Annotated in this window: 13 protein-coding genes and 1 tRNA gene; 4 read left to right on the forward strand and 10 right to left on the reverse strand. The window is 47.9% G+C overall.

Annotation, left to right across the window (positions count from 1 at the left end; genetic code table 11):
* Positions 1 to 112: 112 nt before the first annotated feature.
* Entirely contained in the window at positions 113 to 4,975 is a 4,863-nt protein-coding gene (locus JGK16_RS04485; protein ID WP_293193624.1) for a CHAT domain-containing protein, read from the reverse strand.
* A gap of 524 nt (positions 4,976 to 5,499) precedes the next feature.
* Positions 5,500 to 6,918: an FAD-dependent oxidoreductase gene (locus JGK16_RS04490; RefSeq protein WP_293193622.1), complete on the reverse strand. Its 1,419-nt coding sequence runs from the start codon at positions 6,916 to 6,918 to the stop codon at positions 5,500 to 5,502.
* A gap of 279 nt (positions 6,919 to 7,197) precedes the next feature.
* Between JGK16_RS04490 and JGK16_RS04495 the strand changes: the two genes are divergently transcribed.
* Positions 7,198 to 8,514: a glycoside hydrolase family 10 protein gene (locus JGK16_RS04495; RefSeq protein ID WP_293193620.1), complete on the forward strand. Its 1,317-nt coding sequence runs from the start codon at positions 7,198 to 7,200 to the stop codon at positions 8,512 to 8,514.
* A gap of 367 nt (positions 8,515 to 8,881) precedes the next feature.
* Complete coding sequence (locus JGK16_RS04500; RefSeq protein ID WP_293175812.1) at positions 8,882 to 9,862, forward strand: aldo/keto reductase; 981 nt, start codon at positions 8,882 to 8,884, stop codon at positions 9,860 to 9,862.
* Between the two features lie 330 nt (positions 9,863 to 10,192).
* Here JGK16_RS04500 and JGK16_RS04505 read toward each other — a convergent pair whose 3' ends face one another.
* From JGK16_RS04505 to JGK16_RS04520, 4 genes are all read right to left on the reverse strand, one after another.
* A complete protein-coding gene (locus tag JGK16_RS04505; RefSeq protein WP_293193618.1) occupies positions 10,193 to 11,404 on the reverse strand; it encodes a M20 family metallopeptidase in 1,212 nt (403 codons plus the stop codon).
* 253 nt (positions 11,405 to 11,657) lie between these two features.
* Positions 11,658 to 12,365 (reverse strand): dethiobiotin synthase, encoded by a 708-nt coding sequence (gene bioD, locus JGK16_RS04510; protein WP_293189752.1) that lies wholly within the window; start codon positions 12,363 to 12,365, stop codon positions 11,658 to 11,660.
* Between the two features lie 57 nt (positions 12,366 to 12,422).
* Positions 12,423 to 14,096, reverse strand: a complete 1,674-nt coding sequence (locus JGK16_RS04515) for a serine/threonine-protein kinase (RefSeq protein WP_293189753.1) — start codon at positions 14,094 to 14,096, stop codon at positions 12,423 to 12,425.
* 396 nt (positions 14,097 to 14,492) lie between these two features.
* Positions 14,493 to 14,951 (reverse strand): GatB/YqeY domain-containing protein, encoded by a 459-nt coding sequence (locus JGK16_RS04520; protein WP_293175804.1) that lies wholly within the window; start codon positions 14,949 to 14,951, stop codon positions 14,493 to 14,495.
* 529 nt (positions 14,952 to 15,480) lie between these two features.
* Here JGK16_RS04520 and JGK16_RS04525 point away from each other — a divergent pair.
* Positions 15,481 to 16,473, forward strand: coding sequence for a ribose-phosphate pyrophosphokinase (locus JGK16_RS04525; protein ID WP_293175802.1), 993 nt, complete (start codon positions 15,481 to 15,483; stop codon positions 16,471 to 16,473).
* Between the two features lie 439 nt (positions 16,474 to 16,912).
* On the forward strand, positions 16,913 to 18,169 hold the full coding sequence (locus tag JGK16_RS04530; RefSeq protein WP_293175800.1) for a DUF3747 domain-containing protein: 1,257 nt from the start codon (positions 16,913 to 16,915) through the stop codon (positions 18,167 to 18,169).
* 246 nt (positions 18,170 to 18,415) lie between these two features.
* Here JGK16_RS04530 and JGK16_RS04535 read toward each other — a convergent pair whose 3' ends face one another.
* The 4 genes from JGK16_RS04535 to JGK16_RS04550 form a co-directional block, all read right to left on the reverse strand.
* Entirely contained in the window at positions 18,416 to 18,751 is a 336-nt protein-coding gene (locus tag JGK16_RS04535) for a XisI protein (RefSeq protein ID WP_293175798.1), read from the reverse strand.
* Between the two features lie 195 nt (positions 18,752 to 18,946).
* Positions 18,947 to 19,882, reverse strand: coding sequence for a hypothetical protein (locus tag JGK16_RS04540; protein WP_293175796.1), 936 nt, complete (start codon positions 19,880 to 19,882; stop codon positions 18,947 to 18,949).
* A complete protein-coding gene (locus tag JGK16_RS04545; RefSeq protein WP_293202826.1) occupies positions 19,860 to 24,188 on the reverse strand; it encodes an AAA domain-containing protein in 4,329 nt (1,442 codons plus the stop codon). Before JGK16_RS04545 ends, JGK16_RS04540 begins: the two co-directional genes overlap by 23 nt.
* A 229-nt stretch (positions 24,189 to 24,417) precedes the next feature.
* Positions 24,418 to 24,490 (reverse strand) — tRNA-His (locus JGK16_RS04550).
* Between the last annotated feature and the right edge of the window lie 332 nt (positions 24,491 to 24,822).

A 24,822-nucleotide genomic window follows, 5' to 3' on the forward strand; every position in this document is an offset into this window, starting at 1 on the left:
CCCAACTACGTACCTAAGAGGGCTAAAGCCCAACTACGTACCTAAGAGGGCTAAAGCCCAACTACGTACCTAAGAGGGCTAAAGCCCAACTACGTACCTCACTAATCGCCAATTACCAGGGATTGCCAATCATGGTGAAGGCGGCCCAATAATAGGGATGGGAAAGGATTCGATCGCCCCGCGCGGCAATTTCCGGAGGCAAAATTAGAGGTAAAGCAAGCCCTTCGACTCGCAGCAGCCCGTCTTGAATCCGCACGCGCCCCCGCAGCATCTCCAATTGCGCTTGCCGCAAAGCCTCGGCTTTAATCGTCACATTCCCCTCGCGTCTGGGGGCGCGCAACTGCCGGTAAAACCCTGTCATCAGCCCCAAAGTTCCCTCGTCGCTGACTTCCCACAAACTCGCTAAAGCCGATCGCGCACCGCTAGCTACCGCCAAACCGGCAAACCCCAACTCTGCCTCTTCGTCGCCCAAAGCGGTACTGCACGCGCTTAAAACTAAGAGATTCACTGGCGGTTCATTCCACCCCAACTTCGGCATTTCAGTGATGAGCAACTTAGTATCCCACAATTGAATGTAAGAATTAGTCGGTTGCCCGGGCTGGAATTCGCTGTGAGTTGCTAAATGAATGATACCAAACGGATGATTTGTCCGCTGAGCTTGCAAGTTTCTGAGGGTAAAATCTTGATTCAAAAATGATTTTCCGCGCGTCGGCGGCGCGATCGACTCTAACTCCACCGGTACCGCCGGTAATGGCGCTTTATCTTGAAATACCGACGCGCCCATCGCCAAAACTTCATCGTCAGCAATATTCTGGTAGCGGGTATCCGTCAAACTCAGACTCGGGATGACGCTAATGCTGTATTTTTCTACTAAAAATTGTTTGCCATCGTGAAGGGCAGCAAAGGGCAAGCTTCGCAAACCTGCTGCCGGAATTACAATTAAATTGTCAATCTTTAAAGCTGCCAATTCTGTGACTATGGGCGCAATTAACAACCGATAAAGTTTTTGGGCTGCATCCAAATAACTGATGCTGTTTCTTCTTCTGGGATTAGTTATTTCGGTTTGCAGGAATTCTGCCAGTTGCAATACCTGCCAACGCGTTATTGCGGGAACTAAAATGCGTATTGGTTGAGCGTTAGCTGTGACTAATACTAATTCTAACTGCTCCCCGTTAGGAACATCGGAAATTTCTTTGTCGGCTGGTTGGAGGCTCTTTCCTAACTTGTTTTCTAAGGAGCTAGAAGACTCGGATGTGAGGTTTTTGATTGTAGGAAATACATTAGATAAATTCCTACTTGCCACCAGCACCGAACTATTTTCTTTCGCTGCCCCGTTGGTTCCGCTGACCCAATTCATATAAATGATTGCCGATTTTACGCGGGTAATTTGTTCGTTTTTGCGAAGAGTTTCGTAAATTACCGACATATTAGTTATCGGCGTTCTGGCGGGCAGTTTTAGATGTTTTTCGTACTCGCGAGTGAAGGTTCTCTCAAATGCTAACACTCCCGAGCCTGCCGGATCGTATCTGCGAGAAGGAGTGAAAATATCCGGGCTAATTGGAGAATGCTTGTCTCGATTTGGCGATCGCAATTCTACTTGCAAAGATGCCGGAAGCGATCGCCCAGGCTCAGGATTTACGGACACTGGAGTTGGAGTTGGTGCGGGAGTTGATGCGGGAGTTGGTGCGGGAGTTGGAGTTGGTGCGGGAGTTGGAGTTGGTGCGGGAGTTGCTGCGGGAGTTGGTGCGATTAGGGAAATCAGATTTGGTAAACTTCCTTGGGTGTAAGTTTCCCCAAAAGCAAGATTGGGGAAAATGGTGTTTCCCTCGCCAGAATTAATGCTTCCCTTGGTTCCATTGTCGATCGCGCCGCCAACTACAAATGGTCGATTGCTACCGCCGCCGTGCCGAATTGCGATCGCGCCGCCTCTGGCACTTCCGGCGGTAGAAATACTGCTGGAAAGATTGCCAGATATATCGTCGGTGAAAACATTGTTCGATCGAAATAAACCAAGGGTTGTCACATCAACGTTGCCACCTGTGCCGTCTTGTTTGCCGCCTCTAGCATCGATAAAACCCAACAGAATGTTACCTGTCGCGCTGAGGGAGACGGTGCCACCGTTTCTCTGAGTGCCTCGGGAGGTGAGATCGAGAGCGGAAATTCCGGCTTGGGAGGTGAGGTCAATATTGCCGCCGATCGCTCCCGAAGCGTTCAAAGAGCCGGCAGTTAAAGGGCCGGTATTGCTTTTGAGTGCGATCGCGCCGCCTGTTCCCGTTGCTGATGAGGAGTCGATCGTACCGGCAGTAACAGTATTTCCCTCAACTCGAATGCTCCCGCCGTTGGAGGTAATATTGCCAGTCCTCACCTCGCGAGTTGCTTGCAGGTTGATGCTGCCGCCATCCGTCCTTAAATTGCCCTCTAAGAGTAGGTTTCCTGCGTTGATATCGGCTGGTAAACCCGCCCCGTTGTCCCCTCCGAGGGTAGCGGGATCTCGGGCGTTTAGGGTCAAATTGCGCGCGGTAATTCTCGAAGTCGCCGTGATGCTAGGAGCGTCAGCCGAGAGCTGGCCCAAGCTCTGAGTTTGACCGACGGAACCCCCAAAAGTAATGTTGCCACCAGCGCGCAGGGTCAAATTATTTGCGCCGCCCGGGGTGCTGTCGAGGGTATTGGCAAAAGTGATATTGCCGGTACTGGCGGCGAGGGTGGCGGTGCGATCGACTGTGACGGCACTGTTGAAAGTGATGTTGCCCGCAGTCGCGATCGCACCGGATAGCTCGGTACTCCGGCCGTTGACAGTCAAACTAGCTAGGGGCGCAGCTTGACCGACTGTACCGCCGAACAGCACTCTCTGAGCGTCAAGTCTAAGGGCGCGAGTTCCGTCTAGGCTGCCGGAGAACAGAATGTTGCCCCTAGCTTGAGTGCTCAAAGCTACATCAGCATTTAGGGAGAAGTTGCCTGTCAAAGTGAGATCGGCGCCGGATGTCGAAATGTTTGCGCCGATCGCAGTTTGGGACGCATCGAGAGTCAAACTAGCGCTGCCAGTCGTTCTTAGGGGATTGTCGATCGCGATAGAGTTGCCTTGAAGTGTCAGCGAACTGTTGAAGGTAATGGGTGTGACGATCGCGATCGAGCTGCTGTTGGGACGCCCGATCGCGATCGAGCCAAAATCCCCTGCCAAAGCAGCGATATCCGTTGCCGTTAAGTCCAAAATCCCTAAATTATCCCCGCTGCCGCCAATCCGAATTTGTCTGCCGTCGTTGGGTTGCAAGCTAATTGTTCCCCCCGCACTGCTGACAGAATTGTTGCCGCCCCTGAAGTCAATGCCGCTAGCAGTGAGAGCAATATTGCCACCGTTTGCATTCAGCCGCCCCAGAGAGATGCTGCTGGCAAAAATGTTGATGTTGCCGCCTTGAGTTTCGATTAAATCCTTGGGATCGTTGACAAAAAACACTCCGCCCGCTCTAAATGTTACGCTGTCTCCGGTTCTCGCTTGCAGTGAAAGTTGGTTGTCGGGCAAGTCTTGGACGGTGATGTAGCCCGGAGTGTCTAAAACTACGTTGCTGCCGGCAGCCATCTGTTCCAACTGCGCGTCTGAGATCGATGTTTCAGCGGGCGATCCTGTGGCTTGGAGTTCCCCGCCGGTCGATCGCGCGCTGGGAATGCCGTTACCGCTGACGATGGTAATATTTGCCGGATCGAGCAACAAATTGCCGATCGCCCCGTTAGGCGCGCGGGTATCGACCTGTCCTTGGAAAGTTAGAGCATTTTTGCCAGAAACTTCGACTGTGCCGCCGTTACCGCTGGCAGTGCCGCCGCGAGCAGTAATATTGCCGAAGAAACCAGTGGTATTGTCTGACCAAATTACGGCTGTGCCACCGTTGCCGCGGTCGATCGCGTTTGTGGCGATCGTAGAATCAGGACTAACATAAGTTACCTGGGCATTTAACACTGGTTCGAGCCCCTGGAAACCGCCTCCGACGCGCACAACACCTCCGCCGTTAGTCCCGGAAGCATTAATATTTGCGCCGAACAATCCGACTTTTTCGCCTAAAATATTTACCGTGCCGCCAGTCTGGCCAGCAGGGGCAAATACATTTACAGTACCCGAGACGATCGCACTTCCGGCATTTATCGGCACTGTTTGGCCGCCCGTCAGTACCAATTGACCTTGTGCGTTGGTTGTTAAACCTGTGGCTGACGCTACTCCTGGGCCCGTCAGCAACTGAGGTAAAGTAGCAGCAGGGGCGATCGCAGATTTTTCTGACGGCAAAGATGGAGTAATTTCTAAACTCAATAAGTTACCCGTTTGACTGATGCGGACTGCATTTTGTCCCGGAACAGCAGCCACCGTAATTTGACCGGCCGGCGCCGATAATTGCCCACTATTAATTACTGTACCGCCCAGCAAAGTTAAATTTTGACCCTTGCCAACTGCCAAACTTCCTGCATTTACAATTGCACCGACTTGTGAGTTATTAAAATTAAATTGATTGGGATTTCCCAGTAAAGCTTTATAATCATTAATTCCAGCAGAATTGAACCAGCGATCGCCGAAACCGATACCTGTAGCAGTTGTAGCCAAAAAAGAACCAGGCACGTTTAATCTGGCATTTTGACCAAAGACAATTCCCGCCGGATTCATCAGGAATAAATTTGAGTTGCCGCCGCTTACAGAAATCAGACCGTTAATGACGGAAATATTGCTACCGGAAATCCGCCCTAAAATATTTTGAATATTTGGATTAGTGAGAAAATTTGCGATTTGACCTTCACTGAGATTAAATTGGCTGAAGCTGTGAAAGAGATTGGCGCCGTTTCCCGACAGTTGTCCGCCGCTAATGTTTAAGCGATTTTGCTCCTGATTGACAACAGTATTAGTGCCGTCATTCGCTGGAACGACAGATTGCGATCGCACTGCTATCGGTAGCAGCCAAAAACCTAATGTCAAAATTAAAGCAGAGCGAAAATAGGTCATTAGTCAGTTGACAGTTGATAGTTGACAGTTGACAGTTGATAGTTGATGGTTGATAGTTGTCATGGGAAGCAATTCCCGATTTCCAATTCCCGATTCCCAATTCTAATCTATAGTAGTTTTGATTTTGTTTGAGCTGTAATGTTCCGCGAAAGTGCCAATAAACTTAAAAAAGTCGATCGCGCGCCTACACGGGGGGTTTGTCTCCTGGGTGCCAAGGGTGCCTCCTTCAGTCGATCGCACTTTCAAAGCGCCCGCTGCCATAATATCGGAAATCCCATGCAGATTTGATATGTATCTGTAGCAGGTGTCTTGACAAAATGCTGGCTTTCGTGGTGTACTGATTGGATAGAAGAGCAGTCAAACCACGAAATCACTCGCTCCTCTGACGGTAGTTGTGTTTACCTGTCAACTGTCAAGCGGTCAACTGTCAACTAAATGAACTTTTTTTATTAGCCGCAGAGAGCGCAGAGTACGCAGAGTAAGAGAATAAAAGAGAAGATTATAGTTGAATGTATTTCGATTTACTATTGCTGTTTTTTGGGTAGATTACTGAATTTTTGCATGAATTGGCGATCGATCCAATCTTTCCAGTACCACAGTAGCGCTGATTCCCACATCCACGATCCGCGAGATGCGATCGCCCTTTTATTCCCAGTACCGATTAAGCCTAAATATTTCTCCTGCGGTGCAAAGGGTTTCAGCGGTTTTTGCAATAAAAACTGCTGCAAATTTTCAAACAGCGGTTTGCCCTGACGCACAGCAAACACCCCTGCTTTGGGACGGGGATAATTAACCATCGCCGCGATGTCTCCAGCCCCAAATACGTTGGAGTGAGAGACTGATTGCAGGCAATCGTTGACTTGCATAAAGCCGTTTGAGTCAGTTGCTAAACCAGATTCTCCGATCCAATGGGCGGCGGATGCTTGTGTCACCCAAAAAATGCGATCGCACTCAATCTTCAAACCAGATTCACAGTATATTTGGTAAATGGGCATTAGGCATTGGGCATTGGGCATTGGGCATTGAGAATCGGATGTTATTTCCATCATTTCTTGCTTTTCTATAGCACTAACTTTTTCCATTAGATGCAGTTGAATGCCGCGACTAATCAGAATTTCTTTCAGGCGGCGGCGAACCCGTTTGTTATGTGCAGGCATCAATTCAGCACCGCTATGAAACAAATGAATTTCTAATCCTTCTTCCTGCTTAAACTTTCCTCTCTCCTTTAAAATCCATCCGTTACAAAATCCACTACCGAACTTCCCTCTTCCCTCTTCCCTCTTCCCTCTTCCTTCTTCCTTCTTCCTTCTTTCTTCTTCCCTCTTCCCTCTTCCTTCTTCCTTCTTCCCTCTTCCGACTTCCCTCTTCCTTCTTCCCTCTTCCGACTTCCCTCTTCCTTCTTCCTTCTTCCTTCTTCCTTCTTCCTTCGCCAGACGAGATTGCATATTCAATGCTAATTCTACGCCGCCCGCGCCGCCACCAACAATCGCGATTCGTACAGGTTTTTTTGGATAGTTTTGCGTTGCAGAGATTAACTGATTCCAGCTAGCTAAAAACTCCGGTACGGGTTTAGCTGGAATTGCGTATTCTGCCGCACCTGGAACTGATATAGTCGCGGGAGTGCTGCCGATATCCACAGACAGCACGTCAAAGTTAATTGGAGGGCTGGTTTGACAAATTACTAAATTTTTGTTAAAGTCGATCGCGATCGCCCGATCGACCAATATTTGACACCCGGCAAATTCGGCGAGCGATCGCAAATCGATATGACATTCATCATAATCGTAAAACCCGGCAACGTGTCCCGGCAACATCCCCGAATAGGGCGCGTACAGGACATCGCTAATCAGAGTCAACCGCACGGAGGGCAGCGGTTTGATGCCGAACATTTTCAATACAATAGCATGACTGTGACCGCCACCAATTAAGACTAAATCTTTCACAATTACAGATGTTCGATCGAAATATTCCTTTCCCCGATATTGTACAGCACTTGCACTTCCGCAGACAGGACTGTCCGGTCAGGAGAGCTGGCGGTGTGTAATTAAGATTGGCCAGCACTTTTGACAAAATGCTCTCACTTACCCCCCGCCTACATCGCAGATTTTCAGCGATTGTACGATCGCACATTCAGCACAAATGGCTGTAGACTGTAGAGCGACCAAATTTTATCACCAAATTATGCCGGGGTGTGTTTGATAGCTAACTCACCATTCACAATTATGACATTACGGATCATTCCTCGCAGTTGGTCGCGATCGATTAAACGTTTGTTCCCACTGCTGTTTGCCCTCTCATTCATTATAGTATTGTTGGTCAATAATGCGATCGGCGCGATCGCCCAGCAACCCCGCCAAGAAATTCGCGGAGTTTGGATGACGACAAACGACAAAGACATCCTCAGAGATAGGCGCAAAGTAGCCGAGGCTGTCAGCCAATTAAAGCGATTAAATTTTAACACAATCTATCCCGTAGTCTGGAACTCTGGCTATGCAATGTATCCCAGCCCAGTCGCCCAGCAAAGAGACATTCAACCCTTTGTTTATAGAGGGTTAGACGGACAAGATATGATCGGAGATTTAGTCGCTCAAGCTCACCGTCAAGGGCTGCTAGTAATTCCTTGGTTTGAGTTTGGTTTTATGACTCCTCCCACCTCAGAATTAGCCTTAAACAATCCCGATTGGCTGACACAAAAACAAGACGGCAGTCAAACATCAAACGGTGCAGGCGGCGAAGTAGTTTGGCTCAATCCCTTTCATCCCGAAGTCCAGAAATTTATTACCGAACTCGTACTAGAAATCACCACCCAATACAACGCCGACGGCATCCAATTCGACGACCATATGAGTTTGCCCTCAGAATTTGGCTATGACGAATACACAGTGGCTTTGTATACCAAAGAAACCAAAAAAGCACCTCCAACCGACTCTCAAGACGCAGCATGGGTGAAGTGGCGAGCTAATAAAATCACCGCTTTTATGTCCCAACTAAATCAAGCCGTCAAAGCAGCAAAACCCAAGGCAATTTTCTCAATTTCTCCCAATTACTACGAATTTGCTTACAAACATCACCTCCAAGATTGGCTGGCTTGGGTGCGTTTGGATATTGCCGACGAACTGATCGTGCAAGTGTACCGTCCCAATCTAGAATCATTTGTGGACAAGATTAACCGTCCAGAAATGCGAGAAGCACAGCAAAAAATTCCCACTGGAGTTGGGATTATGACAGGTTTAAGAAATCGTCCAGTAGCGATAGGGCAAATTAAATCCCAGGTGCAAGCAGTCCAACAATACGGCTTAGGTGCCGCTTTCTTCTACTACGAAAGCTTGTGGGAAGATGCACCCGAACCAATGGGCGATCGACTTTCTCAATTTAGCGCCTTCTTCCCGTCTTCTGCATTCCGCACAGCGCTACAAATACCGAGACGCGCGGCAACTTTTCCTCCGCCGCCCCCAGCCAAACCAGACCCCAAAGCTAAGCCCAATCAACCTACAAAAAACAGCCCACCTTCGCCCTCACCAGCCACATCTAAAAAGTAAAAAGTCCTCATATCAAATCCGGTTACATCGTGATATTGCAGCGCTGGCGAGCGAAGGTTACGCGAGCGGGGAGTGAAGGTTACGCGAGCGGGGAGCGAAGGTTACGCGAGCGGGGAGTGAAGGTTACGCGAGCGGGGAGTGAAGGTTACGCGAGCGGGGACGCTCGCACTTAAGAGCGGAAAATTATTGTTTGGATGTAAGCGAAAATAATATCATTAATATCATTCCTCAGTCTCTTCCTAGTGCCGTCCCCGCTCGCGTGTGAGGGGCTGGTGAGATACTTTGGTAACGACGAACGAGTGCGAGCATCCCCGGTCACTTGTTCAGTATAGCTTACACTAATATCAATCATTAATCATCAATAAAAATGTCAACTAATCAAAAAATTGTATTACCAAAAATGGGCTGCGGCACTTGGGCTTGGGGTAACAGATTACTCTGGGGTTACGATGAAAGTATGGACGAAGAATTGCAAGCCGCGTTCAATCTTTGCGTTAACAATGGTGTCACCTTATTTGATACAGGTGATTCCTACGGAACCGGGAAATTAAACGGACGCAGCGAGCAACTTTTGGGGCAGTTTTCCCAACAATATCAAGGTGCAAATCAAGACAATATTTGTATAGCGACAAAATTAGCGGCTTATCCTTGGAGACTGACGCGACAATCCATGATATCTGCTGGAAAAGCCTCGGCTTCCCGCCTCGGAAAGAATGTGGATTTGGTGCAAATGCACTGGTCTACAGCCAATTATGCACCTTGGCAAGAGGGGGCTCTTTTGGACGGTTTGGCAGACCTTTACGAGCAAGGATTGGTCAAGGGAGTGGGTTTATCTAATTACGGGCCGAAACGGTTGAAATGGGTGCATCAAAGATTTAGTTCGCGCCAAGTTCCTATTGTGACTTTACAAGTGCAATATTCGCTACTTTCTACTTATCCAGTAACAGAACTTGGATTGAAAGATGTTTGCGATGAATTGGGGATAAAATTGATTGCTTACAGTCCTTTAGCTTTGGGGTTGCTGACTGGAAAATATTCGGAAAATGGCTCTATTCCTAAAGGTATCCGAGGTTTGGCGTGCAAGCAATTATTGCCGGGAATGCGATCGCTTTTGGGCTGTTTGCGAGAAATAGCGGCGTTCAGAAACAAGACTGTTTCGCAGGTAGCAATCAACTGGTGCATCTGCAAAGAAACTATTCCGATTCCGGGGGCTAAATCGGCGGCGCAGGCGATGGATAATATTGGTGCTTTGGGCTGGGAGTTGAATTCGGGGGAGATTGCAGAATTGGATAAGGCGGCGGCGAGTGTGGATAAGAAAATGGTGCAGAATATCTTTCAAACGAGATAACCCGGTTCGTTAGAGTCGGCGGTTGAAACCGCGTCTACACAAACAAAGTCCGCCTTCGCGGACTGAATAACATAATTTTAACCTTTCATTCTTCAACCTGCGGAGGCAGGTTTTATTTGTATAGACGCGGTTTCAACCGCCGAGTCTAATTGCTGAATAACATAATTTCAACCTTTCATTCTTCAACCTGCGGAGGCAGGTTTTATTTGTATAGACGCGGTTTCAACCGCCGAGTCTAATTGCTGAATAACATAATTTTAACCTTTCATTCTTCAACCTGCGGAGGCAGGTTTTGTTTGTATAGACGCGGTTTCAACCGCCGACTCTACTCTAACCACAGAATTTTTCTACGCACCTCACAAACATTTCTACACCCATCCCCAACGCAGTTTCATCAAAATCAAAACGCGGGTGGTGGTGCGGGTAAGCCAAGTTTTTCTCTGGATTTGCGGAACCTAAAAAGAAATAGCAGCCGGGGATTTCTTGCAAAAAGAATGACATATCCTCCCCGCCCATTGTTTGACATTCTGGGACTATTCCCGCAGGAGTTTCCACAACGGATTCAGCCACGCTGCGTACTAAGTCAGCCATGCTGGAATCGTTGATAACTGGTGGATAAATCGAAGAATAATCTAGTTGGTAATTGGCGCCGTGACTCTGACAAATTCCGGCAATTACTTGCTCGATTCGCTTAGAGAAATAACCTTGATATGTGGGATTGAAATAGCGCACGGTGCCGCCGATTTGGGCGGTGTTGGCGATGACGTTGTGGGTGTGCCCTGCGTGGAATTTGCCGACTGTGACTACCGCTGAGTCGATCGGGTTAACGTTCCGTGCGACAATTGCCTGTAGGGCGCTGACAATTTGGGCTGTAACGACGATCGCATCTACAGTCTGGTGTGGCATTCCACCGTGCCCGCCCTTGCCAAAAATCGTGCAGTCAAAAACTTCTACAGCCGCCATCAGGGCGCCGCTGCGGACGCCTACAGTGCCTAATGGTAGATTGTTCCACAAATGCAAGCCGACGATCGCCTCAACGTCAGGATTCTGCAAAACTCCGGCTTCAATCATCGGTTTGGCGCCACCCGGGCCTTCTTCGGCGGGCTGAAAAATGAATTTTACCTTACCCGAAAAGCTGTGTTTGTGCTTGGCGAGATAACAAACTGTCCCGAGGGCGATCGCAGTATGACCGTCGTGACCGCAAGCGTGCATAATACCATCATGCTGCGATCGATAATCCACCTCATTTTCCTCTTGAATCGGCAAAGCATCCATATCCGCTCGAATTGCCAAAACTCGCCCCGGCTTCCCGCTGTCAATAGTTGCGACAACACCCGTTTTAGCAATATTAGTTTCATGCTCAATTCCCCATTCCTGCAACTTTTGCGAGATAAACTGGGCTGTTAAATTCTCATCAAAACCCAACTCCGGTTTTTGGTGCAAGCGGCGGCGCCATTCGACTAGCTGAGGCTGCAAACTTCTAATCTCCAGCCGCAACTGAGATAAATCGAAATCGGTTAAATTCGGTACAGTAGAAACCATATTAGTTGTTATTTGTTAGTTGTTATTTGTTAGTTGTTTACTCGTTTTACTCTTTACCTGGGAACCAGTTAAATAATTTGTAAAACTCTCTTTTCCTTCTCTGCGCTCTCTGCGCTCTCTGCGGTTAAAATAAAATCTAAGATGTTTTACCACAGAGGGCGCAGAGTACACAGAATCTAAGATGTTTTACCACAGAGGGCGCAGAGTACACAGAGAAAGAGAAGATTGAGCAACAGAGGTGTTGAGAATGGGGTTATTTAGCAGTCTGAGAAACCAAATTAACTCCATGTAACAACCGCTCTAAATCTAATTCTGATGCTGATGCTGCTAATTTTGTCAAGTCATTTGGATCGTCTAAATGTGGCAAAGTACCCAACACTGGAATTTGAGTCAGAGACTCGATTAAATCGATCGGCGCAAAATCGGCAATTTCTTGTTCGGAACAAGCTTGAGGGCAATTAAGGACAATGCCTCTAAGCTGAAAGCCCGTGTGTCTGGCGAGGGCAACATTCGCTACAGCTTGCCCGATCGCACCTAACCTCACAGGTACCACCAAAACGCCCCTCAGCCGCCAATCTCGGGCAATATCCGCCACCGTCAGTTCCCGCGTTACAGGGGAACCCAGCCCTCCCAAAGCCTCCACCAGCACAAAATTCTTGCGCTCAGTGAGGCTTTGCAGCGCCGTCCAGACCTTTTCGAGTTCGATCGCTCTCCCCTCGCGTTCGGCAGAAATCGGTGGTGCTAGAGGCGCGCTAAAGTGCAGCGGATTGAGTTCTTCGGGGGATTGGTCGAGGCTAAATAAACGGGTGTAGAGTTCTCGATCGCCCGTGCCGGTTTGCAACAGCTTCATAATTCCCAAACTGCGATCGGGAAAATACATTTGCCAATAAGCAGCCAGAGCACTGGTCAAAACAGTTTTGCCCGCGTCAGTATCAGTTCCAGCAATCAGCAGCGAGTTCATTGGCAAAAGCTAGTAAGTAATTGGCTTCAACTTAAGTCTAGAGGAATTTTGCCAGAACTAGGGTGAAGGCGCAGGAGTCGGTGCGGGTTCCGGCGCAGGAGTTGGTGACGGCGCGGGTTCCGGCGCAGGAGTTGGTGACGGCGCAGGAGTTGGTGACGGCGCAGGAGTTGGTGACGGCGCAGGAGTTGGTGCAGGAGTTGGTGCGGGAGTTGGTGCGGGAGTCGGTTTGGGTGCGGGAGTCGGCGCGGGTGTGGGTTTCGGCGCGGGAGTCGGCGCGGGTGTGGGTTTCGGCGCGGGAGTTGGCGCGGGTGTCGGTTTGGGCGCGGGAGTCGGCGCGGGAGTCGGTTCTGGTGTTGGCGTGGGTTCTGGCGCTGGCGTTGGTTCAGGTGGTAGCGATGGTGTGATTTCCGGCGAAGGTTCTGGGGTGATTTCCGGCGAAGGTTCTGGTGTGATTTCCGGCGAAGGTTCTGGAGTTGGGCTTGGCGAAGGTTCTGGAGTTGGGCTTGGTAAAGGTTCCGGGGTTGGAGTTGGCAAAGGTTCCGGGGTTGGAAGCGGAGTTAGTCTCGGCGTCGGAGTTATGACTGATGGCGCTGTCGGAGTGGCTGTGGGCTTCGGTTTGCTGTTGAGAAATGAGCCTACTAATGCCCAGGAACCGAAGCCTGTCAAGATGACTAAGCCTGTTAGCAGTCCGATCGCAGCAACCGGATTATCCCACAAAGAGCCACCAGCAGGCTCAATTAGCGGATCTGGCTGGTTTTGCGGGCCGGGACTTAGGGGCACCACCGGCTCGGATTCGAGTGGTCTCCCCACGGCTACCGTTGCGATTAGCGAAGGATTTGACTGGACGACTGCTGATGCTGGTGGTGCAGTTGGCGCGTTAGATTGAGGGTTAGAATTAGTTTGGGTGTCGAGTGCTTGAGCGACTTCGCTGACAGATTGATATCGATCGCCCGGAGAGCGATTTAACATCCGATTCAGCACCAAAGCCAAACCAGCGCTCACCTGTACTTGCTGCTGCCAATTCCACTGTAGCGTTGTTTGATCCAGCAATTCCTGCGGTTCTTTGCCCGTCAGCAGGACGATCGCCGTTACAGCTAAAGCATACAGGTCACTGCTGGCCGTTGCGCGCCCGCTTTGCAATTGTTCCATCGGCGCGTAGCCAATTTTACCCACAGTTGTCGCGTGGGCTGTTCCTTCGGGAGACTGAACTTTGGTAGCGAGTTCTTTCACCACTCCAAAGTCAATCAGTACCGGCAACTTATCGTTTTCACGGAGGATGATATTTTCTGGCGAGATATCGCGGTGGATGATGCCCCGGGCGTGGATGTGAGCCAGTACCGGCAGCATTTGCCGGATAAATATTAAGACTTCTGCTTCACTGAAAGTGCGGCTTGTAGAAGGATCGAGCAACAGTTCGCGGTAAGTCATCCCTTCCACGTAATCCTGCACTAAAAACAAACGTTGATTCTCTTCAAATATTGCCCGAAACTGGGGAATTTGCGGGTGGGCAATTTGGTAAAGTATTGCCGCCTCTCTTTGAAACAATTCCTTCGATTTTTCCAAAACGTAAGGCCCGCTTTGCATCGGAATCAATTCCTTGAGGGCGCAGCGTTCTTTAAACCGCCCCTCGTCTTCTACTAAATAAGTCCGGCCAAATCCCCCTTGACCTAAAATATTCACCAAGCGGTAGCGGTTTTGTAGGAGAGTTCCAATAGCAATAGGTGGCTGCATAAGTTTAAGTAGAAACTGTCAAAAAATAGACGATCGCTGGCAGACTTAGAATGTTAAATCTTTAATGCTCAAGATCGTACTTCACTGTCTGTAGTTCCCAGTCCCGATGAAAGTTAGCATTTTACTTCTTTTTGAGCAACTTTGAGAAATTAGGCGCAAGCGGGCGATCGAAAATCAGGGGTTCCCCCGGAGGGGTTTGCCCCATAGTTGCGGTTTTTTTGGGCGATCGCAAAGGCGAAAAATTAGCAGGCTGCTACATTCTTCCTAATGACCGCTGACTGTTGACTGTTGACTGTTGACTGTTGACTGTTGACTGTTGACTGCTGACTGCTGACTGCTGACTGTTGACTGCTGACTAATGACTTCTACCAACTGTCAACTGTCCACTGTCAACTGTCAACTGTTAAGCTTTGCTTTTACCATCTCTTGAATTCTGTTACCGTCTGCTTTGCCCTTAAGCTGCTGCATAGCCTTGCCCATCACCTTGCCCATATCTTTGGCAGAAGTAGCGCCCACCGAAGCAATCACCTCGTCAACCACTTGACTTACCTCTTCGTCAGACATCTGCGCCGGCAAATACTCTTCCAGAATTGCCAACTCCGCCTCCTCCTGTGCCACTAAGTCCTCGCGGCCACCTTTGCGGTATTGGTCGATCGAATCCCGGCGCTGTTTCGCTATCTGCATCAAAATTTCCAATTCTTGAGCTTCTGTCAGCGTCTCTTGCCCCGAGGGACGGAGGCTGACTTCTTTTTCCAGAATAACTTTCTTGATGCCGCGAACAGTTTCCAAGCGAACTTTGTCCTTGGACTTCATCGCTGCTTTGATTTCTGCGTCAATCCGTTCTCTTAAGCTCATCGATTTTTACCTTGCTTTGCTATATCAAAAATCAGGAGTATGCTTCCGATTCTTAACTTTTTTTACAGTATTTTGCAAGTTTATTGCCTGTTGGTGGCATTTTTATCACCTTGAAGCCGGTGGCTTTCGGCCTTTGACCGAATTTTGAGCGGCTGCACTTCAAGTCTGGGCCCCAAATAGACTGTCGGCACAATTTTGAGACGCACAGACAGAAGTCAATACGGTTCACTGATAGTCCACGGGGAAAAAGAATGTGACAAACAGACGCGCTCGTTTGCGTCGCGAGGACAGCAATGACAAACAAACCTTAAGTGAACCGTATTGAGACAGAAGTGCGATCGCGCTTCTGCCTGCACACAGCCAGCCATAAACCCTGTTTATCCGACATATTTGTGCAACTTCTATTCAGTTCGCCTAAGTTAACACTTGCGGCCGCCCCGAAAGTTAAATCTCTCCAAATATTGGCTGAACATTTCTAATTTCCGATGGTAAGATGGCGGTTAAATAAACGTCTTGCAAGAGGCCTGCTGTGATCCGTTCTGCTACTTTACCGCTTCCGTTTCCCGAGCCGCCGGTTTCCGCTCACGACCGTCTGCGGCTGTTCTCCGGTTCTGCTAATGTTCCCCTCGCCCAAGAGGTGGCTCGCTATTTGGGGATCGATTTGGGGCCGATGGTTCGCAAGCGGTTCGCTGATGGGGAACTCTACGTTCAAATTCAAGAATCGATTCGGGGTTGCGATGTTTACTTGATTCAGCCTACTTGCTGTCCGGTGAACGATCGACTCATGGAATTATTAATTATGATCGATGCTTGTCGCCGCGCTTCAGCAAGACAAGTTACTGCTGTGATTCCTTACTACGGCTATGCTAGAGCCGATCGCAAAACAGCCGGCAGAGAGTCAATTACTGCAAAGTTGGTAGCTAATTTGATTACTGAAGCTGGAGCAAATCGCATTTTAGGGATGGATTTGCACTCAGCTCAGATTCAAGGTTATTTTGACATTCCTTTCGATCATGTTTACGGTTCGCCAGTGCTGTTGGATTATCTCGCGAGCAAGAAGTTGACAGATATTGTCGTCGTTTCGCCGGATGTGGGCGGAGTCGCCAGGGCGAGATCTTTTGCGAAAAAGCTTGGCGATGCTCCCCTAGCAATTATTGACAAGCGCCGCCAAGCTCACAACGTCGCTGAAGTGATGAACGTCATCGGGGATGTCAAAGGCAAAACTGCCGTGTTGGTGGACGACATGATCGATACTGCGGGGACGATTACCGAAGGCGCGAGATTGTTGCGCCGCCAGGGTGCGAGACAGGTATATGCTTGTGCTACTCATGCGGTTTTTTCACCTCCGGCGATCGAGCGTTTGTCTAGCGGAGTTTTGGAAGAGGTAATTGTTACAAATACAATTCCCGTACCTGAAGAGAACCGATTCAAGCAGTTGACGGTGCTTTCGGTAGCGAATTTGCTGGGCGAAACTATTTGGCGGATTCACGAAGATAGTTCTGTTAGCAGTATGTTCCGCTAGCTAGAGAAAGCACGTTTTCAATATTTGTTTTAGGGTGCGTTACAGGCTTGTTAACGCACCGTTTTTTTTGTATGTTGCGCTCTTTCTGGCAATAAATATCGTTTCCACAGGCATCCGAATAATAATATGTTTCCTATAGTGCGAGCTTAAGAGCTCGCGATCGTAACACCGCATTAACGATCGCATTGCAGTATCATATCAAATCCGGTAGCATCGTCCTGTATTAATCTCTCTATTCTCTCTCTGTGCCCTCTGCGCCCTCTGCGGTTAAATCATTCCGATGCAACCGGAAACGATATCATCCGATCTAACCGGAGTCGATCGCACTTGAGATCGCTGGAACAACAAATGGTAAAATTCTATCTTGTTGTCTTAAGACCGCGACCTTTTCATCTTCTAGAGATGTCTGACCAAAATAAGGGGTAAATAGGGAAAAACTATGAAACATTCACTGGTACGAGCAGCGGCCGCCTTTGTCGGTTCAGCAATTTTAACACTCGGGGCGATCGCTCCGGCGAAAGCATATACTTTTGACGAAACCGAAATTAACCAAGATCGAGTAATTGCGATCGCCCAACCGGGCGGTTTGACCGGCTACCAATTGCTTATTGTAGAACAAGTCACAGACAGACGGAAGTGCTGGAGCGAAAGCGGTTCTAATCCCGTGACAGTCGATCCGTTATTAGCTACTTTTGACTTCACCGGCATTTGCGGCCGCGCCACAGACAGCAACGGCTTTTCCATTCGCATGGCCGGCACCGATTTAGCATTAAAATACAGCCTAATATTGCAAAATGTTGATGGCAATGTGGTATTAATGGGAATTCCCAGCGATCCTAACGCTCAACCGATAATTATCGGCCGCACCAACGGCAATACTAACGGCTTTATGAAAATCACTCTCGATCCCGCTTGGCGCTTTAGTAAAAGAACTTATCAAGGGAAAGTATTAGGTCACTTTTATTTCACTAGCAGTCAAGCCGCACCGGGACAAATCGGAAATACTGGCGGAAATACTGGCGGAAATACTGGCGGAAATACCGGAGGTAATACTGGCGGAAATACCGGAGGAAATACCGGAGGCAATACTGGCTCTTCTACATTCGGAGATATTGCTAGCGATATCTACGCTTCCGAAATTAAAGAAGCTGTGGGCCTTGGGTTTGTCGCCGGCTTTGCTCAAGATAATACATTTCGGCCGCAGCTTGCCGTTACGCGAGAGCAATTGGTATCTTTAGTATTGGAATCATTGAAAGGAATCCAAGGTGCTAACATCACATTTCCTAACAATGTTTCTACTCGTCCTTATAGCGACGTTGATAGCACGCGCTGGAGTGCCGGAAAAGTGCAATTTGCGCGGGACAATAAAATAGTTAGTGGCTATCAAGATGGAACTTTTAAACCCATGCAGTCAGTGACTCGCGCTGAATTGATGGCGGTGCTGCGGAGAGCATCAGAATTTGGTTTGTCGGCGCGGGGAATGCAGCCAAATTTAGTTGGAAAAGAACCGCCTAAAACTTTTTCAGACACTCAAAATCATTGGGCTGCTGCGATTATTACTCAAATGTCTGCTTATTGTTCTGTTGCTTCCGCTGTTAACGAAGTTGGAACTCGTTTTGCTCCCGATGATTCTGCAAAGCGCAATTACGCAGCCGCGGCTACTTTGCGGATGCTGAAATGCGTTAAGGCTCAATAAACAGTTGACAGTTGACAGTTGACAGTTGACAGCGAATTGATAAGAATGGAGATTTAAACTCCGTTCTTATCACAATCTGCCTTCATGCTGGTGCTTCAAACCCCTGCTATTCGGTCAGTAGGGAAACCCTAAGTTTTTTTAGTAATCTTAAGACTGGCGCACCATAAGAATAGACTGTCAACTGCTGTGCCCTGAGCGTAGTCGAAGGGGTCAACTGTCAACTGTCAACTGTCAACTGTCAACTATTTACGCTACACCGTAGTCAGTATACGGTCGTTTGTATGGGGGTTGCAATCCCAAAACAATATCCTCTCTTGGCACTCCCATTGCAACTAATTCCTCCGCTGGATTTTGGTCGGTTAAATTTTGCTGAAGCCAGATTTTTCCATCTTTGATGTCAATGTGAATGATGCTTCGATAAATTCGGTTAAGGTGTTCCCAGCCGACATTCATCCACTGATAATGATCTCGTTCTGTGTCGCAGATAAGTTGCACTTCGACTTCATCATCGGAAACATCATCTTCGGCATAACGGGTGATTAATGTCTGAACGTATTGACGGTATTGAGCTAGTTTATCCATTGCACAATTACCTCATTTGTTGGTTAATCAGGACTAATATCAATTCGGGTTACATCGGAATTAATATTACCCAAAATCAGGAGACGGCAGTGCCGTTTCCCTACAATTAATCTGGCGTAGGGACACGGCACTGCCGTCTCCTCGCTTGTCATTCCGGCGCAGCCGGAATTGATATAAAGTCTTTTTTAGTCCCGATCATATCGTTTCCTTGCCTTTCTTCTTAGCTGCCGATTTCCGAGTTTTTGGAGTAGCAATTATTTCTGGTTCTTCCAAAATAACATCTTCTTCGGTTAATTTACACAAGTCGTTTAAGGAAAATTTTTGTTGGGATTCGAGTTCGTTTAGCAAGTTTGAGGCTGTTTCTAATATGTGCTTTCCCTGTCGGAGTTGGATGGTAGTTTTATTTTCGATCGCATCCTGCAACACAAAAACTGATACAATTTGCCAAATATCCAAATCATCACCGATGACATCGCACTGAGAGACGATTTTGCCGTTTTCGGGGACGTGAATCCCTAAGCCGGAAGCTTGGATCAGCGGCTGGATTTCTGTTATGCTTAAATCCGCAAGGTCGGTAATTTTATGTTCGAGGGATACGAAGTCTGCTAAATCTGGTAAGTTGATTGATTCTGCTGCTACAGCGTCGAATTTGAAGGTGAGAGTTTGGTTTAATGGATCGGAAATGGCGTAGATTGATTGGATTTGCGATCGACTAACTGCACCTTTATCAAAAAAATCTTCGCCTAGAGGTGCGATCGTCTTCGTTGGCGTAGCCCCCGTAAGGGCGGGATTCGCGATCGCAATTTTACCATTTTCCGCCACCTCCAAAATCTCCAAATTAACCAAATTCGTCGCCGCAGTCTTCACAAAAACCCGATCCAACCCCAACAAATCCGCCAACTCCTGCAAAGTTGGCGCAGGATCGAACTCCACACCCGCCCGCAAAATGAACTCTTCCAATACATTAAACTCGCGAGGTTCGCTAATCGTCACCTCCAGCGGAGTTTGGCGAATTGCAAAGCGGAATTCACGCGCCACCAACACCGACAAATCAGGGTTTTGTTGCTCAATTTGTGCCGCTAGCGAACTTAAATTCGCATCAATTTGTTTAGCTGAGGATGCTAGCAACATCTACAAAACCTCCGCAGTGACGCACCGTTTTTGAAACTTCCTGATACATTTTTCCGACAGTACCTGTTTGTTGCGTAAATAAATCGTGACAGCCGACAACTATTAACAATTCTTGAGCGCGAGAAAAAGCCACATTCACCCGTTCCGGTTCCTTAGCAAATCCAATATCGCCTCTAATATTATTGCACACAGTGCTGACAATAATCACAGGTCTTTCCATTCCTTGAAAGATGTCAACTGTACCAGTGCGGATACTCAAAGATGGGAATCTTTCGGCGGCGATTCTATCTTTAATTGCGTTCAATTGAGCACCGTAAAAAGTGATAATCCCGATTTCCTTCGGCGGTTCACCCTCTACCATTTTAGGCCGCCAAGCGGTTTCCATCTGTTCGCACAAAAGCTCGATCGCATCTATTTCCTTGACATTCAACCGCGAAGTACCCTGTTTCCCCTCCTCAAACCCTTGTCCCACGGGCGTTTTCACCCACAGGATGTGATTGTTTTCTTTGATGGTGTCACCTGCGAGATGGTGCGCGCGTCTCGTGTCTGCTTCCAAAATCCCGCAGTTGAGCTTTTGCTGGTAAAACTGATTGATTGCGCCCATGATTTGCGGGTGCATTCGGTATTGAGTTGTCAGCATTTTTTTAATACCGTCGTCAGCTTTTTCAAACAATATTTTGAACAGCGATTCTTTGATAAAGCTAAGTTCGTCTCCGGTACAACCGATGTCTTCGGCAATATCATCGATCGTACTTTGATTAAACATCGGCGGCAATTGCCTGTGATCGCCCACTAATACTAATTTTCTGCCCTTCAAGGCGGGGATTAATAACTCTGGCGGAGTGCATTTACTAACTTCGTCAATGATGACTGCATCAAAGCTGGGAAAGTTTTTGCTAAAATCAAAGCTGGCAGCTTGCACGCAGGTAATGCCGATGACGTTCGCGTTGTCAATATAAATTTGCTTTAAATCTTGACGGTCTTTTTCTGACGGATGGCGGAGTTTTTCAATCCAATCTGTGACGAAGTTTTGAGAACGATTGAGGGCAGTTTCTTCTCGTTCTAATTCTCGCTGCCAATGCTTGAATAAACGCTTGATTTTACTTAAAAAATCTACGCTGAATAATCCGGTACTGGGAACTTCTATTTGGTATTTAGTCGGGATATTTTGCCATGCTGATTCCCACCAACTTCTCTCTACGATTAATTCTGGCGCTGGTTGTTGCTGTTGCAGTTTAGCCGTAATCTCGCTCAATTCTGTTTGAAGTGTCGCGAGTTCCTCCTGTGCAGTTGTAGCGGCAATTTGCAGTGGGGATAATTGCTCGTCAAGAGTAGTTTTGACAACTTCCAAAATCCCGAACGGATCTAAGTCAGCCAGGGATTTTTTAAGCTGAATCACACTGGTTTTCCAACTATCAACTTGCTTGAAAAACTGCTGCGGTTGTTCCCAAATATTCGACTTTTGCGCGAGATATTGTTGGGCGAGAATCCGCAACTTGTCTGGAACCTTTGACTGTTCTACAATTGCTTGCAATTGATTCGTAACTTCGCTAATTTTTAAGTTCGCTTCTTGCTGCGCGGCTTCTACTTGAACTTGGGCGGCGGATATTTGCTGCTGGCTGACGGTTTGACCGATTTTATCTAATAACTGTTGCTGCTTAATTAGTTGTTGTTCGGTTTCGGTTTTCAGGGGAACTATGCACTGGCGGGCGTTTCCGAGAATAGTATGCAGCAATTCTTTGAGTAGCCGATCGAAGGTTTCTTGAATTTGATTTGGCTGCAATGATTGACTGTAAAATTGTTGGATGTTAGCTAAGAAAGTGTCAGCTTTTTCGAGGATGAATTTGCGCTGACTTTGACTAACTTGGGAATAGCTGGCGAAGTCTTTGGCTAGTTGTTGCCATTGCGCCCGATCGCCCGCAGCGAGCACGATCGGCATTTGAGTCAAATTTAGGTGCAAAAACTCGCTAAACCGGAACTGCTGCCCTTGAATGTCCTTGAAACCCGCGCTGGCTTCATGGGCGATCGCCTTTTGCAGTCTTTCCAAATCGGGCAAACTGACTTTACACTTCGGCGGGACGATCGGCAATTTGAGCGATCGGGCAATTTTCAAAAGTCCTGCGGGCAATTCTACCATATCATCCGTCAGCATTGCGCCCGTTTCCCAGCAAGCTTTCACAACAGTATAAAGTCGCGTATCCGCCGTCTCAATCCACTCTGCAACGGCGACAACCACGGCGGCAATTTCCGCTTTTCGCAGTTCCAAATTACTGATTTTCTGTTCGAGATTGTGGCGGTGTGTCTGATTTTGCTTGTCGCCCAACTCGAGTTGATTCACCGCATCCGACAACTGCCGCGACGCCCGCAGCGACTCCGCAACTCCTGACATCGCGTGACAAACTTCCTGGGCGCGATCGCCCGCCGTCTCAAATTCGGATAATTGCGGTGCTACAGTTTCCCGCAGCCAAACCGCAATCCCAAATGCACCGCAACTAGGGCGATCCAATCCTATTTGAATAGTATGGTTGACGCAAATCCGCACATTTGCCATAAAGTTTTCGACTAAAACATTGCCTTCAGAATAAGGTTTTAGTTTCGGCATAAACTCGGAAACTTCTGAAGATTCCCAGTTAATCTCCGGCGCCGCCAGTAAATTTGCCAGCCCATCAACCAAAGACGCAATCTCGCTTTTAGCAGTTAAACTTAATTGATACGCTGCTGATTGCGCGGTCAACTTTTCCTCAACCTCCGCCTTCCCGTCGTGCAGGTATTTTTGTTCCTTAAAAAAAGCTCTCTCGGCGGCCGAGTAGGCATTAAATCTGTCGAAATCTGCCAGCAACCGCTGTAAAGATGTGACATTAATCTGACGCTGCGACAGTTTTTGTTCGCAATCAGTCGCCGTATTTTGCAGCCAAGTGCCGATCGCATTTTCCTCTAAAAACGGCTGGCCTTCCTCCTGTACCTTATGGGCTTTTCCCTTTCGCAAAGCCCGAATTGCCGGATTGTGAACCAACCGACTCAAAGCATTATCAACGGCTAAATTTGCCTGAGAAGCAATCAAAGTTTTCCCGCCCTGACGCGCAATTTGATAGCAAATTTCCGCAATCACCGTCGTTTTCCCGGTTCCTGGCGGCCCTTGAATCAAAATTAAATCCCGCGCCGAAAGCACCATTTCTACGGCAGCGAGTTGATCGTCGTTAGCATTGCGATTTAATAAATTTTCCCGATCCAATTTTACCAGCTTGTCGGGAATTCTCGCCTCGGAAGAGTCAAATAAAAACTCGCTTAAATAGGGATTTTGAGCGCGGCCATCCGCCAGCATCTTTAAAGCTTTCTTTTTGCGATCGATCTGACTGATATCCCCCGCCGCCTCGAAATACAAAAATCCTTGTTTGGGAAGTTGATATCGGCCGCCCGCCATGCGATCGCCCAAATCAACATCCAACTTAATCCGTAACATACCACGTTCAAATTCAATTTCCGCAATGCTACCCAAAGTCTCGCCATCGCGGCTGCTTCTGCTTCCCGGCGGCGAATCAAACAAAATAATGTCTTCATTTCTGGCTTGTTTCAGCCTTTCGCGAAAGTCGCCGACTTGTAAGGGATTCTCCTCGTAGCCGTCAAGAGTTGCCGAATTGCGATCGATTTCAAAAGTAACGATTTTGAAGCCGGAACCATAGTTATGCGCGCGGAAAGGTACACAAAATTGACGCGCTTCGGCGATGCGTTTTTCGACATTTAAGAAAGTGTGCCAAACTTTTAATTGTTCGGTTGTTGGTATGTGTCTCTCGTCCCAAAATGGCATTTGTTGGACGCGGGCGATCGACTTTGCAGGAATTGGCGATCTACTTTTCGGCAAAAGTCGCAACTGTACCGGCAAAGCATAGCCATCTTTTCTACCTCTAGGAAGCGCCACCAAACCAGCATCCAGCAGTTTCAACCCGCCGATTCCGTCTTCTATCCGTACAGTTGCTAACAAGCGTAAAGTGCGATTCCCTTCGGGATAGCTTCGCTTCACGGCTTTTTGCAGCAATTCGGGTAATTCAAAATCATCTCCATCGGTAGCAAGAATCAACTCCCAGATTTCCTCTTCAGAAAATCTCTCATTTACCTTTTGGCGCCGCACGTAGAAAAGACTGGGGGATTTACCGGCTATTTCCGACATCACAACTTCCGCCCGATCTCTGCATTCCCAATCGCAATATTTCGCTAAAGCCGCTTCTCCTTCAACTTGACCAATAAATTTACTAATTGTGCGATCGCCACTAAATTTATATCCCCAATCTTCTGCTACTAAAGATGGCATATTTTGATTTTAGATTTTGGATTTTAGATTTGAGATTGGATTTAAGATTAGCATATTGGAAGACTGGGCGGTTAGAAACCGCGTCTATACAGGCGAAACCCAAGGTGGTTTTACAGTCATCAGAGAATTAGGTACGTTGTTGGGATGCGAGCCCTCTTTATATATACGCCTAAAGAGGGCTGAAGCCCAACAACGTACCTTTGTTAATTCTGCACAATAAAATCAAAAGGGCGAATGATGGGAATTGAACCCACGAATGGTGGTACCACAAACCACTGCCTTAACCACTTGGCTACACTCGCCATAACGTTTTTAACTATAACATAACATCTCAGCACAAGTCTAGGGGTAAAGCAAAAAAATTTCAAAATATTTTTCAGCCTCCCTAAACCGATCGGCATCAATTGTGCCTGAAATTCAGCGCACAGCCCGAGTTTAGCACAATTTTCGATTTGGGCGATCGCACAATAAAATTGGTTCGTAGTGCGGACTTCAGTCCGCATTATGCGGACTGAAGTCCGCTTTTGCGAACTTTCATTACTGGAGATGAGATAAGTCCTCGACGCAAGTGTGACAATAGTTAAAGATTTTTTGAGGTAGATTGTGGCGCCAAGAGTGAAGACAGCGCAACCGC

The organism is Microcoleus sp. PH2017_09_SFU_O_A, from assembly GCF_020738625.1.
In the GTDB taxonomy this organism is placed as follows: Bacteria; Cyanobacteriota; Cyanobacteriia; order Cyanobacteriales; family Microcoleaceae; genus Microcoleus.

What these genes read in the sequence shown, in the direction of transcription:
- JGK16_RS04485 (WP_293193624.1), bottom strand. Translation starts at nt 4,975, where the DNA reads ATGACCTATTTTCGCTCTGCTTTAATTTTGACATTAGGTTTTTGGCTG.
- JGK16_RS04495 (WP_293193620.1), top strand. Translation starts at nt 7,198, where the DNA reads ATGACATTACGGATCATTCCTCGCAGTTGGTCGCGATCGATTAAACGT.
- JGK16_RS04500 (WP_293175812.1), top strand. Translation starts at nt 8,882, where the DNA reads ATGTCAACTAATCAAAAAATTGTATTACCAAAAATGGGCTGCGGCACT.
- JGK16_RS04505 (WP_293193618.1), bottom strand. Translation starts at nt 11,404, where the DNA reads ATGGTTTCTACTGTACCGAATTTAACCGATTTCGATTTATCTCAGTTG.
- bioD (WP_293189752.1), bottom strand. Translation starts at nt 12,365, where the DNA reads ATGAACTCGCTGCTGATTGCTGGAACTGATACTGACGCGGGCAAAACT.
- JGK16_RS04515 (WP_293189753.1), bottom strand. Translation starts at nt 14,096, where the DNA reads ATGCAGCCACCTATTGCTATTGGAACTCTCCTACAAAACCGCTACCGC.
- JGK16_RS04520 (WP_293175804.1), bottom strand. Translation starts at nt 14,951, where the DNA reads ATGAGCTTAAGAGAACGGATTGACGCAGAAATCAAAGCAGCGATGAAG.
- JGK16_RS04530 (WP_293175800.1), top strand. Translation starts at nt 16,913, where the DNA reads ATGAAACATTCACTGGTACGAGCAGCGGCCGCCTTTGTCGGTTCAGCA.
- JGK16_RS04535 (WP_293175798.1), bottom strand. Translation starts at nt 18,751, where the DNA reads ATGGATAAACTAGCTCAATACCGTCAATACGTTCAGACATTAATCACC.
- JGK16_RS04540 (WP_293175796.1), bottom strand. Translation starts at nt 19,882, where the DNA reads ATGTTGCTAGCATCCTCAGCTAAACAAATTGATGCGAATTTAAGTTCG.
- JGK16_RS04545 (WP_293202826.1), bottom strand. Translation starts at nt 24,188, where the DNA reads ATGCCATCTTTAGTAGCAGAAGATTGGGGATATAAATTTAGTGGCGAT.